Source organism: Micromonospora sp. DT4 (assembly GCF_049841675.1).
In the GTDB taxonomy this organism is placed as follows: Bacteria; Actinomycetota; Actinomycetes; order Mycobacteriales; family Micromonosporaceae; genus Micromonospora.
In genome coordinates, this window is record NZ_JBNCKT010000034.1 from 24,882 (window position 1) to 42,127 (window position 17,246).

At 72.5% G+C, this 17,246-nt stretch carries 14 protein-coding genes; 5 read left to right on the forward strand and 9 right to left on the reverse strand.

Annotated elements, in window-relative coordinates:
• The first annotated feature begins 50 nt into the window (after positions 1 to 50).
• The 4 genes from ACLQ24_RS12850 to ACLQ24_RS12865 all read left to right on the forward strand — a co-directional run bounded on the left by ACLQ24_RS12850 (position 51) and on the right by ACLQ24_RS12865 (position 4,741).
• The gene (locus ACLQ24_RS12850) at positions 51 to 653 is read left to right on the forward strand and encodes a PadR family transcriptional regulator (protein ID WP_425891459.1); all 603 of its coding nucleotides are present in this window, start codon (positions 51 to 53) and stop codon (positions 651 to 653) included.
• Positions 626 to 1,384, forward strand: coding sequence for an ABC transporter ATP-binding protein (locus ACLQ24_RS12855; protein WP_425891461.1), 759 nt, complete (start codon positions 626 to 628; stop codon positions 1,382 to 1,384). The genes ACLQ24_RS12850 and ACLQ24_RS12855 overlap by 28 nt, the downstream gene beginning before the upstream one ends.
• A gap of 17 nt (positions 1,385 to 1,401) precedes the next feature.
• The gene (locus ACLQ24_RS12860; protein WP_425891462.1) at positions 1,402 to 4,167 is read left to right on the forward strand and encodes an FtsX-like permease family protein; all 2,766 of its coding nucleotides are present in this window, start codon (positions 1,402 to 1,404) and stop codon (positions 4,165 to 4,167) included.
• 73 nt (positions 4,168 to 4,240) lie between these two features.
• The gene (locus ACLQ24_RS12865) at positions 4,241 to 4,741 is read left to right on the forward strand and encodes a nitroreductase family deazaflavin-dependent oxidoreductase (RefSeq protein WP_425891464.1); all 501 of its coding nucleotides are present in this window, start codon (positions 4,241 to 4,243) and stop codon (positions 4,739 to 4,741) included.
• Positions 4,742 to 5,033: 292 nt separating this feature from the next.
• Here the strand turns inward: ACLQ24_RS12865 and ACLQ24_RS12870 are convergent, their stop codons facing one another.
• Both ACLQ24_RS12870 and map read right to left on the reverse strand, forming a co-directional pair.
• Positions 5,034 to 5,747, reverse strand: a complete 714-nt coding sequence (locus ACLQ24_RS12870; RefSeq protein WP_425891466.1) for a VIT1/CCC1 transporter family protein — start codon at positions 5,745 to 5,747, stop codon at positions 5,034 to 5,036.
• Entirely contained in the window at positions 5,744 to 6,601 is an 858-nt protein-coding gene (map, locus tag ACLQ24_RS12875; protein ID WP_425891468.1) for a type I methionyl aminopeptidase, read from the reverse strand. Before map ends, ACLQ24_RS12870 begins: the two co-directional genes overlap by 4 nt.
• Positions 6,602 to 6,696: 95 nt before the next feature.
• On the opposite strand from map, the gene ACLQ24_RS12880 reads away from it, so the two are divergent.
• Positions 6,697 to 7,011, forward strand: a complete 315-nt coding sequence (locus tag ACLQ24_RS12880; protein WP_425891470.1) for an STAS domain-containing protein — start codon at positions 6,697 to 6,699, stop codon at positions 7,009 to 7,011.
• A gap of 18 nt (positions 7,012 to 7,029) precedes the next feature.
• Here the strand turns inward: ACLQ24_RS12880 and ACLQ24_RS12885 are convergent, their stop codons facing one another.
• The 7 genes from ACLQ24_RS12885 to ACLQ24_RS12915 all read right to left on the reverse strand — a co-directional run bounded on the left by ACLQ24_RS12885 (position 7,030) and on the right by ACLQ24_RS12915 (position 17,030).
• On the reverse strand, positions 7,030 to 10,689 hold the full coding sequence (locus ACLQ24_RS12885; RefSeq protein WP_425891471.1) for a SpoIIE family protein phosphatase: 3,660 nt from the start codon (positions 10,687 to 10,689) through the stop codon (positions 7,030 to 7,032).
• 41 nt (positions 10,690 to 10,730) lie between these two features.
• Positions 10,731 to 10,907 (reverse strand): hypothetical protein, encoded by a 177-nt coding sequence (locus ACLQ24_RS12890; protein WP_425891473.1) that lies wholly within the window; start codon positions 10,905 to 10,907, stop codon positions 10,731 to 10,733.
• Positions 10,908 to 10,954: 47 nt separating this feature from the next.
• Positions 10,955 to 11,704: a gamma-glutamyl-gamma-aminobutyrate hydrolase family protein gene (locus tag ACLQ24_RS12895; RefSeq protein ID WP_425891475.1), complete on the reverse strand. Its 750-nt coding sequence runs from the start codon at positions 11,702 to 11,704 to the stop codon at positions 10,955 to 10,957.
• Positions 11,705 to 11,759: 55 nt separating this feature from the next.
• A complete protein-coding gene (locus ACLQ24_RS12900) occupies positions 11,760 to 12,527 on the reverse strand; it encodes a 3-oxoacyl-ACP reductase (protein WP_425891477.1) in 768 nt (255 codons plus the stop codon).
• A 5-nt stretch (positions 12,528 to 12,532) separates the two neighbouring features.
• Positions 12,533 to 13,879, reverse strand: a complete 1,347-nt coding sequence (locus ACLQ24_RS12905) for an aldehyde dehydrogenase family protein (protein ID WP_425891497.1) — start codon at positions 13,877 to 13,879, stop codon at positions 12,533 to 12,535.
• A gap of 120 nt (positions 13,880 to 13,999) precedes the next feature.
• Positions 14,000 to 15,364: a glutamine synthetase family protein gene (locus ACLQ24_RS12910; protein WP_425891479.1), complete on the reverse strand. Its 1,365-nt coding sequence runs from the start codon at positions 15,362 to 15,364 to the stop codon at positions 14,000 to 14,002.
• A 115-nt stretch (positions 15,365 to 15,479) separates the two neighbouring features.
• Positions 15,480 to 17,030 (reverse strand): amino acid permease, encoded by a 1,551-nt coding sequence (locus ACLQ24_RS12915; protein ID WP_425891481.1) that lies wholly within the window; start codon positions 17,028 to 17,030, stop codon positions 15,480 to 15,482.
• Between the last annotated feature and the right edge of the window lie 216 nt (positions 17,031 to 17,246).

A 17,246-nucleotide genomic window follows, 5' to 3' on the forward strand; every position in this document is an offset into this window, starting at 1 on the left:
CGACCCGCCCCGGTTGCGGAGCCCATACCGGGTATGCATACTCCGTTGCCATGTCCATCCGTCACGGGCTGCTCGCCCTCCTCGAACGCGGCCAGATGTACGGATACCAGCTGCGCGCCGCATTCGAGGAGTCGACCGGCTCGACCTGGCCGCTGAACATCGGGCAGGTCTACACCACGCTGGCCCGGCTGGAGCGGGACGGTCTGGTGCGCCCGCTGCCGGAGAGCGAGGCCGGGCAGCGCCCGTACGAGATCACCGACGCCGGCCGGGCGGACCTCGCGCTGTGGTTCGCCACCCCGATCAGCCGCACCGACCGGCCGCGCGACGAGCTGGCGATCAAACTGGCCCTGGCGCTCACCACCCCCGGCGTGGACGTCCGCTCGGTGGTGCAGGCCCAGCGCAGCGCGACGATGCGCGCGTTGCAGGAGTTGACCCGGTTGAAGTACGGCAGCGACCGACCGGAGGACCTGCCGTGGCGGCTGGTCCTGGACTCGATGGTGTTCCAGGCCGAGGCCGAGGTGCGTTGGCTGGACCACTGCGAGAGCAGTCTGGTGCGACACCAGCCCGGCGGTCCGCCGCCGCATCCACCCCGACCGGCCGCTACTGCGGCGTCCGACGCCGCACGATGGACCGACGAGGAGGCGCGACGGTGAGCGGATCGGACGACGCGGTGCTTGAGCTGCGCGCCGTCCACCGCACCCACGGGGTCGGCCCGGCGGCGGTGCACGCGCTGCGCGGTGTCAGCCTGGTCGTCCGGCCCGGCGAGCTGGTCGCCGTGATGGGCCCGTCCGGCTCCGGAAAGTCGACGCTGCTGGCCCTCGCCGGCGGACTCGACCGCCCGACCCGTGGGGACGTCCGAGTAGAGGGACAGCCGCTCGGCGCGCTGGACCGCCGGGGGCTGGCGCAGCTACGCCGACGCCGCATCGGCTACATCTTCCAGCACCTCAACCTGCTGGGCAGCCTGAGCGCGCTGGAGAACGTGGCGCTTCCCCTGGAGCTCGACGGTGTCGGCGGCCGCCGGGCCCGGGCGGCCGCCCTGGCCGCGCTGACCGAGGTGGGCCTGCCGGCGCTGGGGGACCGCTTCCCCGACCAGCTCTCCGGTGGGCAGCAGCAGCGGGTGGCCATCGCCCGCGCGCTTGTCGGCGAGCGACGGTTGGTGCTCGCCGACGAACCCACCGGGGCGCTCGACTCGCAGACCGGCGAGGCGGTGCTGCACCTGCTGCGCCGCCGTGTCGACGCGGGCGCCGCCGGCATCCTGGTCACCCACGAGGCGCGGCACGCCGGCTGGGCCGACCGGGTGGTGTTCCTGCGCGACGGCGTGCTTGTCGACACGACCGCGCCGCTGGGCAGCGTCGAGCAACTCCTCTCCGGTAGCGACCGTTGACCCTGCGCCGGACGCCGGTGACACGCGGCCGCGTCGACACCCCGGTCGGGCCACGGACACCGCTCGAACCCGGGCGGCGGCGACGGTTCGCCGAACTGACCGGGTCGTGGCGGGCCGCGCTGCGGATCGCCCGCCGGGAGTCGCGGCGGGCGCGACGGCGTACCGCCCTGGTGCTGGCGATGATCGCGCTTCCGGTGCTGGTGCTGACCTTCCTGGCGGCGAGCTACGACATGGCCGAGCTGACACCGCAGGAACAGCTCGACCGCCGGCTGGGCGTCGCCGACGCGGAGCTGCGCTGGTTCGCCGACACCCCGGTCGTCCAGGACGAGTGGGGCGACACCTGGTATCCCCGTGATGGCGGCCAGTCGGCGATGGGCCGTCCGACCACCGCCGACGAGGTGACCGCGTTGCTCGGCCCCGGCAGCCGGGTCACCGAGATCCGCGCCGGGAGCCCCGTGACGGTGCGGGGTCCACGTGGCGACGAGACCCTCCAGGCATGGATCCTCGACCTCACCGACCCGCTGGCCCGCGGCCTGGTGCGGTTCCGCTCGGGACGGGCGCCGCAGCAACCCGGAGAGGTCGCGCTGAGTCCGACAGCGCTGCGCCGGCTGGACGGACGCCTCGGCGAGGCGGTGCCCACCGCCGACCGGACCCGGACGTACACGGTGGTCGGTGTGGTCGAGTTCCCTGACGACCTCGGCCCGGTGATCGCGCTGCACCCGGCGGCCGTCGGCCGCGCCGATGCGCAGCCGGACAGTCGGTGGCTGATCGACGTGCCCGGCAGCGTCGACGCGGCGATGGTCGCCCGGCTCAACGAACGCGGAGTGGTGGTGGCGCGTCGCCACGTGCCGGCTTCGACGACGTCTTCCCGGAGCTTCATCGGGTACGTCGGCCCCGCCAACACCAGCGACCTGAGCACGATGGTGCTGATCGCCGGGCTGGGGTTGCTGGAGGTGGTGCTACTGGTCGGGCCGGCGTTCGCGGTGGGGGTTCGCCGTCGACGCCGGGACCTGGCGCTGGTCGCGGTGGCCGGCGGGGACGCGGCCCACCTGCGTCGGGTCGTGCTCGCCGACGGGGTGGTGCTGGGCGTGCTGGGCGCCGCGGCCGGGCTGCTGCTCGGTGTCGGAGCGGCGTTCGCCGGCCGTCCCATCATGGAGCAGTACGTGTTCGGCGCCCGCTTCGGCGGGTACCGCTGCTGGCCGCTGGCCCTGGTCGTGCTCGGCGGGGTCGCGGTGCTGGCCGGGGTGCTGGCGGCGTTGGCGCCGGCCTGGACGGCGGCCCGGCAGGACGTCATGGCCGGGCTCGCCGGTCGACGGACCCCTCCCCCGCCCCGGGCCCGCGCCCTCGTCATCGGGTTGACGCTGGTGGTCGGCGGGGCGGCGTTCGGGGCCAGTCGGACGTCCCCCGCGGTGATCCTGACCGGTCTGATCCTCGGGGAGCTGGGCCTGGTCTGTTGCACACCCACCCTGATCGGCGGGCTCGCCCGGCTCGGCCGGGTGCTGCCGCCGGCGCCCCGGATCGCGCTGCGCGACGCGAGCCGTAACCGGGCCGCCGCGGCGCCGGCGATCTGCGCCGTGATGGCGGCGGTGGCCGGCAGCGTCGCGCTCGGCGGCTACCTGGCCAGCGACGCGGTCCGCGACGCCCGTACCTATCAGCCGCTGCTGCCCACCGGTCACGTACTGGTCAACCGCGATGACGCGACCCTGCGGCCGGAACCGACGTTGGAGCAGGTCAGCACCGCCGCCCGGGAGCACCTCGGCGCCAGCGCCGTAGCCCTGGTGCAGGCGACGGCCTGCCCGTCGGCCGACGGCCCGGCCAGCTACTGCTCCGTCGTACCGGAACTCCCGCCGGATCGTGTCTGCCCCTTCCTGCCCGGGGACAACCTGTCCGCGAGCCAACGTCGGCAGGCGCTGGCAGACCCGCGCTGCCGGGACCGCGCGGCGGACTACTTCGGGAGCTACGTACAGACGCTGGTGGACGACGGCAGCGCGCTGCCGCTGCTCACCGGCGCCGACCCGGCGGTGACCACCGCCGCCACCGCCGTGCTGCGCGCCGGGGGCGTGGTGGTGACCGATCCGCGCTACCTGCACGACGGCCTGGTGACCGTGCAGGTGAACGAGGTACGGGCCGGGCGGGACGAGGCGACCACCACGCGACGGGACCTGACCGGGTACGCCCTGGCGCCGACGAGCGGCCAGCCTCGCCTCCTGCTGTCCGCGTCGGCGGCCCGGCAGCTCGCCCTGAAGCCGGTTTCGAACGGTTGGGTGGTCGACACCCCGACGCCGCCCAGTCAACGTCGCCAGGACCGGTTCACCGCCGACCTGCGGGCCTTCGGAACGTTCTCCGTGCAGGTGGAGCAGGGTGCCGCCCCCCGCGACGACTCACCGCTGCTGCTGCTGCTCGCCGCCGCGGCCGGGGTGATCACGATGGGCGCGGCCGGGATCGCCACCGCGCTCGCCGCCGCCGAGGGCCGCGCCGAGCTGTCCACGCTCGCAGCGGTCGGCGCGGCCCCCGCCGTACGCCGACTGCTGGCGATCTGCCAGGCCGGGGTGATCGCGGGTCTCGGTTCGGTGCTCGGCATCGTGGCCGGTCTCGGCACCGCGGCGATCGTGCTGTTCTCGGCCAACCGGGAGTACGCCACGGCCTGGCCGGCACGGGAGGCGTACCCGTACCTGGTGCCGTGGCCGGCGCTGGGCGTGCTGGTGCTGGTGCCGGTGGTGGCGATGCTCGGCGCGGGCCTGTTCACCCGGGCGGGGCTGCCGATCGAACGTCGCCTGGACTGAGGTCGCCGGCGCGGGAGGGAACCGGACCGTCCGGGGGTGCCGCCGGGTCGGGGCAGCCGGCAGACTGATCCGCGTGTCAGCGCTCGCTACCCTCACCCGTCGGCTCGGCCACCACCGCTGGTTCGGGGCCGCCGCCCGACTGCTGGTCCCCGCCGACCGGATCGTCGGCCGGCTCACTCGAGGCCGGGTGGTCGCCCTCGGTCTGCTCCCGTCCCTGGTGATCACCACGACCGGCCGCCGGTCCGGCAAGCCGCGCAGCAATCCCCTGCTCTACGTGCCCGACGGCGACGCGTACGTGGTGATCGGCTCCAACTGGGGGCAGACCCACCAGCCCGGTTGGGCCATGAACCTGCTCGCCGAACCCGCCGCCGAGGTGGACGTGAAGGGTCGCCGTTTCCCGGTGCACGCCGAGCCGGCCACCGGGGCCGAACGGGACCGCCTGTGGGATTTGCTCGTCGCCCAGTGGCCGGCGTACCGCACGTACGTCGAGCGGGCCGGCGGGCGCGAGATCCGCATCTTCCGGCTGGTGCCGACCGGGCGCGGCGCACCGGCCGGCCCGCCGTCGGCTGGCTAGGCTGACGGCAGCCGCCCAAGGGGAGGTGTCACCACCGGTCGCTGTACGACCCGACGGGCTGGCTGCGGACGTTGCGGGACGAGCACTTGGGCCGACTCGCCCGGGCCCGGCCGGCGGAGTTCAGCACGGCGGCGCGGCAGGCCTGGTACCGGGGCAGCGCGGCGCACGGGCTTGGCCGGCGCGGACATGACCGAGGTCGGTGCGGTGCTGGCGCGGCAGGCCGACGAGCTGGCGGCGCGTGGCCGCCCGGTCGACGGCACGATCGACGAACTGCTCGGCGGGTGAGCGGGCATCACAGCCCGCCCTGCACCCCGATCAGGGAGCCGACCAGGTAGGTGGCCGCGGCCGCGGCCGCGCCCAGCACGAGTTGACGTAGGCCGCTGGTCCACCAGGGTCGGTTGGTGAACCGGGCCACCACCGCACCGGCGGCGGACAGCCCGAGACCGCCGACGGCGAGCGCCAGCCAGAGTTCGGTGGCGCCGAGCAGGTACGGCAGCAGTGGGATCAGTGCCCCCACCGAGAAGAACACGAGCGAGGAGATCGCCGCCGCCCACGGGCTGGGCTGGTCGTCGGGGTCGACGCCCAACTCCTCGCGGACGTGTACCCGCAGCGCCTCCTCCGGGTCGCGCCGTACCGCCTCGGCGACCTGCGTGGCGAGGTCGCGGGGCAGGCCCCGCGCCACCCAGGCGTCGGCCAGCTCACGCGCCTCGGCCTCGGGGTGCCGTTCCAACTCGCGCCGCTCCTTGGCGACCTCGGCGGCGACCTGCTCGTTGGCCGAGCGCACGCTGGTGTACTCGCCGAGCCCCATCGAGATCGCGCCGGCCACCAGGCCTGCGGTGCCGGTCAGCACGATGCTGTGGGGCGAGACGCCACCGCCGCCGACGCCGGCGATGAGGGCGATGTTGGTGACCAGGCCGTCCATCGCGCCGAAGACGGCCGGGCGCAGCCAGCCGCCGGAGACGTCCGCGTGGTGCGCCTCACGCAGGGCCGCGGGGGCGTCGGTCACGGCAGGGTCAGGATCTCGTGGCCGTCGTCGGTGACGACGATCGTGTGCTCGAACTGGGCGGTCCACCTGCGGTCCTTGGTGACCACCGTCCACCCGTCGTCCCACATGTCGTACTGGTAGGTGCCGAGGGTGATCATCGGCTCGATGGTGAAGGTCATCCCCGGCTCCATGACGTCGGTCGGGCGAGGGCTGTCGTAGTGCGGCACGTAGAGACCGCTGTGGAAGGTCTCGCCGATCCCGTGGCCGGTGAAGTCGCGGACCACGCCGTAGCCGAACCGCTTGGCGTACGACTCGATGACCCGGCCCACCACGTTGATCTGGCGGCCGGGCGCGACGGCGCGGATGCCGCGCATCATCGCCTCGTGGGTGCGCTCGACGAGGAGCCGGGCCTCCTCGCTGACCTCGCCGACGCAGAAGGTGGCGTCCGTGTCACCGTGCACCCCGCCGATGTACGCGGTCACGTCGACGTTGATGATGTCGCCGTCGGTGAGGACGGTGGAGTCCGGGATGCCGTGGCAGATGACCTCGTTGAGGCTGGTGCAGCAGGACTTGGGGTAGCCCCGGTAGCCGAGCGTCGACGGGTACGCGTCGTGGTCGCAGAGGAACTCGTGCACCACGCGGTCGATCTCGTCGGTGGTGACGCCGGGCTTGCAGTGCTCGCCCGCGAGCTGTGTCGCCTGGGCGGCGAGCCGGCTGGCGATCCGCATCTTCTCGATGGTCTCCCGCGTCTGCACGTGCGAGCCGCGCCACGGCCGCGGGCCCTTCTTGCCCACGTACTCCGGGCGTGGAATATGAGTGGGCACCGGTCGCGTCGGGGAGAGCGTGCCTGGGGTCAGCGGCGCACGGACGGTCATGCGGTAAGCCTATCGCCGCGGCGGCTGGTGACCTGTGCCACGGCCGGTCGGTACCGGTTGTTGCCCTGCCAGGTCAGCTGTGCCATGGTGTCTGCGTGGATCAAGGGGGAGCACCACCCGTCTTCTCCGCCCGCGTGGAGATCGACGGAGAGCACCTCCACGTGGTGGTGACCGGCGAGGTCGACATGGCGACGGCCGACACGATGCTGGAGACCGCCCTGCGCGAGCCCGCCAGCCGGATCACCCTCGACCTGCGCGCGGTGACCTTCTTCGACTCGGCGGCCATCCACGCCCTGGTGCGGCTCGCCCAGCAGTTCTCCGGCGCGCTCACCGTGCTGCCGTCCCGGCAGGTACGCCGGGTGCTGGAGATCTCCGGTCTGGGCGACCAGACCTGGCTCGACCCGGTCTGACCCCGCGGGCGCGCGGGGTCAGCCCTGCAACTGCCGCCGCAGCGTCACCTCGGTGCCCTCGTCGGTACGCCGCACCATCAGGTCACCCAGCGCCTTGATCAACGACAGTCCGCGCCCCCGGAAACCGGAGTCGGTGGACTCCCGCCACTGCCCGGTGTCGCGCACCGTGGCGATCACCGTCCGGTCCTCGATGCCGACCTCCACGGTGATCATCGCCTCGGCGGGGTGGACGGGGTGCTCGATGGCGTTCGCGGCGGCCTCCGAGACCGCCACGGTCAGGTCGAACAGGTCCGTCTCGCCGACGTTGTGCGCGACGAGGAAGTCCTCCAGGCGCTTGCGGAGCACGCTCAACCGCGTCGGGTCCGCCGGCAGCCGCAACGCGAACCGGTTCAGCTCCGCCGCCTCCACGGCGAGCACCGCCACGTCGTCGCGGCGCGGTCGCCCGGTAACCCGATCGACCACCGTGTCGACCAGATCCGCCACGTGCTCGCCGGGGGTGGCGGCGTCGACGCGTAGCTGGGCCAGCGCGGCGTCGATGTCGAGCTGGCGGTCCTCGATCAGCCCATCGGTGTAGAGCAGCAGCCGGCTGCCCGGGGACAGTTCCCCCTCGGCGGTCGGGTAGGTGGCGCCGGGGATGGTGCCGACGGGCGGGCCGAGCGCGCGGTCGTGCAGGAACGCCACGTCGTCTCCTCGGATCAGCAGGGGGGACGGGTGGCCGGCGCTGGCGTACCGCAGCCGACCGGTGCGGGGGTTGAACAGCAGGCAGAGCACCGTCGCGAACGACGACTCCTCGGTGGACCGGACCAGCCGGTTGAGGCGGCTCAGTGACTCGCCCGGGTCGAAGCCCTCCAACAGGTACGCCCGCAGCGCGTTACGTAGCTGCCCCATCGCCGCGGCGGCCTGGACGCCCTTGCCGACCACGTCCCCGATGACCAGCACCAGGTTGTCGCCGTCGAGCACGAGCGCGTCGTACCAGTCCCCACCGACCTCGACGTCGGCGCTGCCCGGCAGGTAACGGCTCGCGACGACCGCGCCCGGCAGTTGGGGCAGGAGCCTCGGCAGCAGACTGTGCTGCAACGTGGTGGCGATGCGGTGTTCGGCCTCGTAGAGCTGGGCGTTCTCCAGTCGGACACCGACCAGTCGGGCCAGCTGGGTGAGCGCGGCCTCGTCGGCCTGCGCATCGTCCTCCGCGGCTCGCCAGACCCGCAGCTCGCCGAGCTGCTCGCGGCCGGTCCCGGTCAGCGGAGCCACGAACGTCGGATCGGTGGCGGTGTCACCGCCACCGTCGGCCTCGAACCGGGAGCCGGCCGCGCTCACCACGACCCGGGCCGCCTCGGCGAGGCTGAGCGCGTGTCGGGCGGCGACCTTGAGCACGTCGCCGGTGGAGCGGGCCGTGTTGACCGCCACCGCCGCGTCGGCCAGGGCCCGGAGGCGACGGATGATCTGCCCGCGTAGCTGGCCCAGCTCGACGTTGGACCGGACCCGGGCGATCAGCTCCTGCCCGGAGAACGGCTTGGTCAGGTAGTCGTCGGCACCGGCGGCGAGGCCGGCGACCGCCTCCGCGGAGCCGGCGCGGGCGGAGAGCAGCACGATCGGCACATCGCGGGTACGGGGGTCCGCGCGCAGCGCGCCGACCAGGCCGAACCCGTCCAACCGGGGCATCATCACGTCGCTGAGCACCAGGTCGAACCCACCCTCACGGGCCAGCGTCAGTGCTGCCAGCCCGTCGCTCGCGGTGACCACCTCCCAGCTCGGCGAGAGCAACCGGGTGACGTGCTCGCGCAGGTCGACGTTGTCGTCGACGACCAGGATGCGGCCGGTGGGGGCGGCGGCAGCCGGCTGGTAACCGACCTCCCCGAGGGTGCCCTCGTCCGCCCACAGGCCCGTCTCGGCAACGAAGAGCCGGGCCTGCTCGGGCTCACCCGTCGGCAGGGGGGCGAACGGGACCACCCGGCCGGCGGGCAGGTGCGCCGAGGAGAACGGGACGGTCACCGTGAAGGTGCTGCCCTCGTCGACCTGGCTGGTCAGCCCCACCTCACCGCCGTGCATCTCGACCAGCTCGCGGACCAGCGCCAGCCCGATGCCGGTGCCCTCGTGGGTACGGGAGCGCGCGCCGGGCACCCGGTGGAAACGTTCGAAGACGTGCGGCAGCTCGGCCGGGACGATCCCGACGCCGGTGTCGACGACATCCAGGCGGGCGACGCGGCCGTCGGCCCGGACCCGCACCCGGATCTCGCCGTCGAAGGTGAACTTCACGGCGTTCGACACCAGGTTGAGGACGATCTTTTCCCACATGTCCCGATCGACGAAGACCGGCGCGGGCAGCGGCGGGCAGTCCACGACCAGGCGCAGGCGGGCGCGCTCGGTGGCCGAACGGAAGGTGCTGGCCAGTCGGGCGGTGTAGTCGGCCAGGTCGGTGGGCTGGTAGCGGGCGGCGAGCCGTCCGGATTCCAGCCGGGAGAAGTCGAGCACGGTGTTGACCAGCTTGAGCAGCCGCAACGCGTTGCGGTGCATCATCACGAGCCGCTCGGTGTAGGCGGCGGGCAGTTCCGGGTCGGCCAGCATGTCCTCCAGCGGGCCGAGCACCAGGGTCAACGGCGTACGGAACTCGTGGCTGACGTTGGCGAAGAAGTTGGTCTTCGCCCGGTTCAGCGCGGCCAGCTCGGCGGCCCGGGCGCGCTCCTGCTCGTACGCCCGCTGGGTGCCGACCGCCCGGGAGACCTGCGCGGCCACCAGGTCGAGGAAGTCGCGGTACTCGTCGCCGAGCGGCAGCCGCCGGGCCACGCCGACGACGAGCGCGCCGACCGTCTCGTTGGTCGCCTTGACGGGCAACACCAAGGCCTGGTCGGCCGCATCGCCGGGTCGCTGCACGAGGAGGTCGCCCATCCGCATGGTGGCCGAAGCACCCTCGGCGACCAGCTCGGCGAACCTGTCCGGCGTGACGGCGACCGCCGCCGGATCGACGCCACTGGCCCCGGTCAGGCGGAACTCACCCAAATCGTCGGCAAGGTAGATCAGTGCGAAGGGCACGTCGGCGCAGTGCCGGCCGAGCACGTCGGCGGCCGTCCGGCCCAGTTCGCCGGCGCTGCGCACGTCGGCCAGCTCGGCGCCCAGTTCCGCCAACGCCCGCAGTCGGCGTTCACCGACCACCCGACCGGTGGTCTCGTTGACGATGCAGTAGACGCCGCTGACCGATCCGTCGGCGCCCCGGATCGGGTCGTACGAGACGTCGAAGTAGGTCTGCTCGACGAAGCCGGAGCGGTCCAACAGGAAGGGGTGGTCGGCGCCACGGTAGGAGAGCCCGGTCCGGCGAACGCCGTCGAGCAGCGGACCGAGGACGTCCCACGTCTCGGCCCAGTGGTGTCGGGCCGGTTGACCGAGCACGTGCGGGTGCTTGCTGCCGATCGTCGGCCGGTACGCGTCGTTGTAGAAGGCGAGCTGGTCGTCGCCCCAGAACATGACGATCTGCGCGCTGGAGGAGAGCATCATGCCGACCGCGCTGGCCAGGGCGACCGGCCAGCGGGACGGCCCGCCCAGTGGTGCGGTGGACCAGTCGAAGGCGCGGAGCCGTTCGCCCAGCTCACCGCCGTTCGCGAAGGCGGCGGCCAACAGCGGGGGGATCTGCTGGCCGTCCGCGAAGGAACGCCCCGCGTCCGCGCCCCCCTGGGCCGAGCTCATGCAGCCTCCCCGCTTCGGCCGTACCCCGCAGCCGTTGATCTTCAAGCGCCGTGCTCCGACTTGTACCCCGGCGGACCAGGAACGTAACGCATGACGACCCGCGGACGCTGGTTACCTGCACCCTCGGGACCGGAAGGCGCGGTGGCGACGAAGAAGACCGGCTGGGCCGCGATGAACTCCCGCAGCCGACCGTCGATCTCCGGATAGACCGTGCCCATGCGCTGATCCTCCCGCCGGCCGACCCACACGACGGGGGCGACCTGCGTCACATGGCCATTGACCCCGTCACGCGTACCCCCTCGTCGCGGTCACCCACCGACGGACCGGACCGCCCGGCGGCCCGGACCAGCGCGGTGATCGGGCGCGGGTCCGACTCGTTCTCCGGATGCCACTGCACCCCGAGCACGAAGGGACGACCCGGGTCCTCCACCGCCTCGATCACGCCGTCGGAGGCCCAGCCGGTGACCGCGAGCCGGCCCGGGGTGGCGACCGCCTGATGGTGGTACGAGTTGACCTGCTGAACCCCGACCATGGTCCGCGCCGCCAGACTGCCCGGCGCGAACCGCACCGGATGGGTGCCGTAGACCCCCGGCGCCGGACGGTGCGCCTCGGAGCCCAGCACGTCGGGCAGGTGCTGGTGGAGGGTGCCGCCGTACGCGACGGCGAGCAACTGCATTCCCCGGCAGACACCGAGCACGGGCATATCGGTGGCGAGGGCCGCCGTCAGGAGGGTCAGCTCACCGACGTCGCGATCCGGCCGGTCCTCGGTCCGCGGGTGCGGCTGCTGGCCGTACCGACCCGGGCCCACATCCGCGCCCCCGGCCAGCAGCAGCCCGTCGAGGACCGCCAGCACGTCGGCGTCCCAGTCGTCCGGGGGCAGCACCACCGCCCGGCCTCCGGCGGCGGTCACCGCCCGCACGTACGCCTCGGGCACCAGGACCGCCCGCACACCACGCCAGACGGCCCAGTCGGCGGGCTCGACGTACGCGCTGATCCCGATCAGGGGCCGCCTCACAGGACCGCCAGCGTTCGCGACTGCGGGGCTCGCAAAACCGGCTCACTCCTCGCGCTCACAGGGGCGTCACGTACGCGCCGGTGATGCCGCCGTCGACCACGAACTGCGCGGCGGTCATGAAGGAGGCGTCGTCGCTGGCCAGGAAGGCCACCGCGGCGGCGATCTCCTCCGGCTGACCGAACCGACCCATCGGCACGTGCACCAGCCGGCGGGCGGCCCGCTCCGGATCGGCGGCGAACAACTCCAGCAGCAGCGGCGTGGCCACCGGGCCGGGGCAGAGCGCGTTGACCCGGATGCCCTCGCGGGCGAACTGCACGCCCAGCTCGCGGGTCATCGCCAGCACCCCGCCCTTGCTCGCGGTGTACGCGATCTGCGACGTCGCGGCACCCATCAACGCCACGAAGGAGGCCGTGTTGATGATCGAACCCTTGCCCTGCCGGCGCATGTGCGCAATCGCGTACTTGCAGCACAGGTAGACGCTCGTGGTGTTGACCCGCAGCACCCGCTCCCACGCGTCCAGGCCGGTGTCCAGGATGGAGTCATCGTCCGGCGGGGAGATGCCGGCGTTGTTGAACGCGATGTCGACCCGCCCGTGCCGCTCGGCCACCCCGTCGAACAGATCGCGTACCGCCGACTCGTCGGCCACGTCGGTGGCCACGAACTCGCCGCCGCACTCCTCGGCGGCCCGCGTGCCGGCCTCCGCGTCGATGTCCACGCACACCACCCGGGCCCCCTCGGCGGCGAACCGCCGGACGGTGGCCAACCCGATGCCGCTGCCCGCGCCGGTGACCACGGCCACCCGCTCCTGCAACCGACCCTGCACTGGCCTCACTCCTTCGTCGCGATGAACACGTTCTTGACGTCGGTGAAGGAGTGCAGCGCGTCCGGGCCCAGCTCGCGGCCAAGTCCGGAGCGCTTCATCCCGCCGAACGGGGTCCAGTAGCGCACGGAGGAGTGCGAGTTGACACTGAGGTTGCCCGAGTCGACGGCGCGCGCCATCCGCAGCGCGCGCCCGACGTCCCGGGTCCAGATCGAGCCGGAGAGGCCGTACTCGGTGTCGTTGGCGAGCCGGACCGCGTCGGCCTCGTCGTCGAACGGCAGCACCGAGACCACCGGCCCGAAGATCTCCTCCCGCCAGTGCCGGTCGGCCGGCGAACCGGCCAGCAGCACGGTGGGCGCGTGCCAGAAGCCGGGACCGTCCGGGCAGGAGCCGGTGAAGGCGACCTTCGCTCCGGTCACGTAACCGGCGACGCGGTCCCGCTGGGCCGCCGAGATCAGCGGGCCCATCTCCGCGGTGTCGCGGGACGGGTCCTCGACCCGTACCGCGCGTACCGCTGGTTCGAGCAGTTCCAGGAAGCGGTCGTACACCGGTCGTTGGACCAGGATCCGCGACCGCGCGCAGCAGTCCTGGCCGGCGTTGTCGAAGACCGCGCCGGGCGCGGTCGCGGCGGCGGTTTCCAGGTCGGCGTCGGCGAACACGATGTTGGCGCTCTTGCCGCCCAACTCCAGGGTGAGGCGCTTCACCTGGGCGGCGCAGCCGGCCATGATGCGCGTGCCCACCTCGGTGGAGCCGGTGAAGCAGATCTTGCGAACGGCCGGGTGGCTGACGAACCGCTCCCCCACCACCGCGCCCGCACCCGGCAGCACGGTGAACACGCCGTCGGGCAGGCCGGCCTCGCGGGCCAGTTCGGCCAGGCGCAGCGCGGTGAGCGGGGTCAGCTCGGCGGGCTTGAGCACCACCGTGTTGCCGGCGGCGAGGGCCGGGGCGAAACCCCAGGCGGCGATCGGCATCGGAAAGTTCCACGGCACGATCACGCCGACCACGCCGAGCGGCTCGTGGAAGGTGACGTCCAGGCCACCGGGTACGGGGATCTGTCGGCCGGTCAACCGCTCCGGCGCGCCCGCGTAGTAGTCCAGTACGTCACGGACGTTGCCGGCCTCCCAGCGGGCGTTGCCGATGGTGTGCCCGGAGTTGCGGACCTCCAACGCGGCCAACTCGTCCAGGTGCGCGTCGACGACTGCGGCGAACCGCCGCAGCAGCCGGGCGCGATCCCCCGGCGCGACGACCCGCCACGCCTCGAACGCTGACGCGGCACGCGAGATCGCCGCGTCCACGTCCGCCTCCGAGGCCCCGGAAACCTCCCGAAGCCCCTCCCCGGAAGCCGGGTCCACCAGAACCGTCACGCCCCCACCTTCCGATACCCGTCGATCATGAAGTTGTGGTGCCGAACGAAAGGCGCGAACCACCGTACCCCGCCCACCACAAGTCCATGATCGACACGGTGGGGCGGGCCGTCACAGGCGTTCGAAGCCACGGGTCAGCTCCCAGTCCGTGACCGCCGCGTCGAAGGCTTTCAACTCGACCCGCGCCTGGTTGGCGTAGTGGGCCACCACCTCGTCGCCGAACGCCTCGCGGGCCAGCGTCGACTCCTCCCAGAGGGCCAGGGCGTCGCGCAACGTGGTGGGGACACGCTCGGCCTCCGGGTCGTCGTACGCGTTGCCGGTGCACTCCGGGCCCAACTCCAACTCCCGCTCGATGCCGTGCAGCGCGCCCGCGATGAGCCCGGCGATCGCCAGGTACGGGTTGACGTCGGCCCCGGGCAGCCGGTTCTCCACCCGCATGCCCTGCCCGTGCCCGACCACCCGCAGCGCGCAGGTGCGGTTGTCCACGCCCCAACGCAGCGCCGTCGGGGCGAACGAGTCCGGCTGGTACCGCTTGTAGGAGTTGATGTTCGGGGCGAAGAGCAGGCTGAGCTCCCGCATCGTGGCGAGCAGCCCGGCGAGCACCCGCTGCCCGGTCGGCGACAGGTGCGCCGGCCCGTCACCGAGCATCGCCGACGAGCCGGACGCGTCCCGGAGCGAGAAGTGGATGTGGCAGGAGTTGCCCTCCCGCTCGTTGGGCTTGGCCATGAAGGTGATCGACATGCCCCCCTGGGCGGCGATCTCCTTCGCGCCGTTCTTGTAGATGACGTGGTGGTCGGCACACGCCACCGCCTCGTCGTACCGGAAGGCGATCTCGTGCTGGCCGAGGTTGCACTCGCCCTTGGCGCTCTCCGGCGTGAGGCCTGCGCCGGCCATCTCGGTGCGGATTCGGCGCAGCAGCGGCTCCACCCGGGCCGTGCCGAGCAGCGAGTAGTCCACGTTGTACTGGTTGGCCGGCGTGAGGTCGCGGTAGCCGCGCCGCCAGGCGTCCTCGTACGAGTCGCGGAACAGCACGAACTCCAGCTCGGTGCCGGCGTACGCGGTCAGCCCCTGCTCGGCCAGCCGGTCGAGCTGCCGGCGCAGGATCTGCCGGGGCGAGGCGACCACGTCACCGGAGCCGTCCAGCCAGGCGAGGTCGGCCAGCAGCAGCGCGGACCCGGGCTGCCAGGGCATCCGCCGCAGCGTGGCGAAGTCCGGCACCATGGCGAAGTCGCCGTAGCCGCGCTCCCAGCTCGACATCGCGTACCCGTCGACGGTGTTCATGTCGACGTCCACGGCGAGTAGGTAGTTGCAACCCTCGGTGCCGCCCTCGACGACCTGGTCGAGGAAGAACGGCGCGTGGAACCGTTTGCCCTGCAACCGGCCCTGCATGTCGACGAGGGCCAGCACGACGGTGTCGATCTCGCCATCGTCGACGGCGACCCGCAGTTGTTCCAGCGTGAGCGGCGCATTCCTCATGAGCGGGCCTCCATCACCAAGGTCTACTGGCAAACCGGATCACCGTCAATGCCCCCGGTGGCGCGGGCGGCAAACCCGGCGGGACGGCCGCGCGGACCATCCCGCCGGGCGCGGGTCAGGCCGGGCCGTCGGCGGGCGCCGGGTCGGCCGCCGCCGCACGCTGCTCGACGGTACGCACCGGGCCGGTGAACCACTTGCGCGCCGACGCGTACCACCACACGGCGACCACCAGCAGCACCCCGCCGACGGCGAGCGGCGCATAGTTCACCGCCGACCAGGTGAACCCGTCGTTGCCGGGCACCCCGGCCGGCACGATCGGCAGCACGAAGTAGACCGCGATGACGGCGATCTCGATGACCGCGATCCAGCCGAGCAGCCGGTACTTGCGTCCCAGCGTCCACGGTCCCGGGTTGAACCGGTCACCGAGCCGTAGCCGCAGCGCGATCGGGATGAGGAAGGACAGGTAGAGGCCGAGCACCGCGACGGAGACCACCGCGTAGAAGGCGATCGGGATGCCGGCGGAGCTCTCGTAGAGCGCCGGCAGGGTGAGCACCAGACCGGCGATCGTGGCGCCGATGATCGCGTTGACCGGCGTGCCGTTGCGGTCGACCTTCGACCAGAGCCGCCAGCCCGGCACGGCCCGGTCACGGCTGAACGCGTACGCCATCCGGCTCATCGACGTCACGCAGCTCATGCCGCAGAAGAACTGCCCGATGGTGGAGATGATGATGACGGTCTTGAAGAAGACCGGGGTCAACGCCGACTCGAAGATGGCCCCGGAGAAGCCGCCGGCGGCGTTGACCGCCTCGACGTCGGTGGCCGCGAACAGGAAGGCCAGCAGCAGGATCCAGCCGCCGACCGCCGAGTAGAAGATCGACTGCCAGAGCCCACGGGCGGCGGCCTGCGAGGCTCCCCGGGTCTCCTCGGAGACGTGCGCGCAGGCGTCGAAGCCGGTGATCGTGTACTGGGTCAGCAGGAAGCCCAGCGGCAGCACGTAGAACCAGAACGTCAGCCCGCCGGTGTCCCCGTCACCGAAGCCGGAGTTGTTGAACCGCTCGGTGAACACGAACTGGAAGCTCTGGTGGTTGTCCGGAACGAACACCAGGATGGCCACCACGACGGCCGCGCCGGCCACGTGCCACCAGACCGAGACGTTCTGGAGTACGTCGATGATCCGGTGCCCGTAGATGTTGATGAGGCCGTGCAGCGCCAGGATGATCACGAAGAGGACGAACGCCTGCCGCAGCGTCCCGGCCCAGCCGTCGAAGAGCGCCGACAGGGTGAGGTTGAGGAACGTCGCGCAGCCGTAGTCGACCGACGCGGTGACCGCGACCAGGCCGACGAGGTTCAACCAGCCGGTGAACCAGCCGTGCACCGGGCGACCCATGGTCGCCGCCCACCAGTAGATGCCGCCGGCCGTCGGGTACGCCGATACCAGCTCGGCCATGCAGAAGCCGATGATCAGGATGAACAGTGAGATCAGTGGCCATCCCCAGGAGATGGCGACCGGTCCGCCGTTGTTCCACGCCTGGCCGAACGTGGTGAAGCAGCCGGCCAGGATCGAGATGATGGAGAACGAGATCGCGAAGTTGGAGAAGCCGCTCCACTTGCGGCGCAGTTCCTGCTTGTAGCCGAGCTCGGCGAGCCGCCGGGCATCGTCGTCCATCGGTTGCTCTGCGGTCGGAACGGGCGTCGTGGCCACTGCGCACCTCCCTGAGGTGGTTCGGTCAACGAGTGCGCAAAGTGTCGTCCCGATGATCAGGTGCGGTCAATACCTCGCGGGTACCCACGGCCCACCGCCCACGGCCCACGGCCCACGGCCCACGGCCCACGGCCCACGGCCCACGGCCCACGGCCCACGGCCCACGGCCCACGGCCCACG

Coding starts and splice junctions, on each gene's coding strand:
- ACLQ24_RS12850 (WP_425891459.1), top strand. CDS start 51: ATGTCCATCCGTCACGGGCTGCTCGCCCTCCTCGAACGCGGCCAGATG.
- ACLQ24_RS12915 (WP_425891481.1), bottom strand. CDS start 17,030: ATGGACGACGATGCCCGGCGGCTCGCCGAGCTCGGCTACAAGCAGGAA.
- ACLQ24_RS12890 (WP_425891473.1), bottom strand. CDS start 10,907: ATGGGCACGGTCTATCCGGAGATCGACGGTCGGCTGCGGGAGTTCATC.
- ACLQ24_RS12910 (WP_425891479.1), bottom strand. CDS start 15,364: ATGAGGAATGCGCCGCTCACGCTGGAACAACTGCGGGTCGCCGTCGAC.
- ACLQ24_RS12885 (WP_425891471.1), bottom strand. CDS start 10,689: ATGAGCTCGGCCCAGGGGGGCGCGGACGCGGGGCGTTCCTTCGCGGAC.
- map (WP_425891468.1), bottom strand. CDS start 6,601: ATGACCGTCCGTGCGCCGCTGACCCCAGGCACGCTCTCCCCGACGCGA.
- ACLQ24_RS12855 (WP_425891461.1), top strand. CDS start 626: ATGGACCGACGAGGAGGCGCGACGGTGAGCGGATCGGACGACGCGGTG.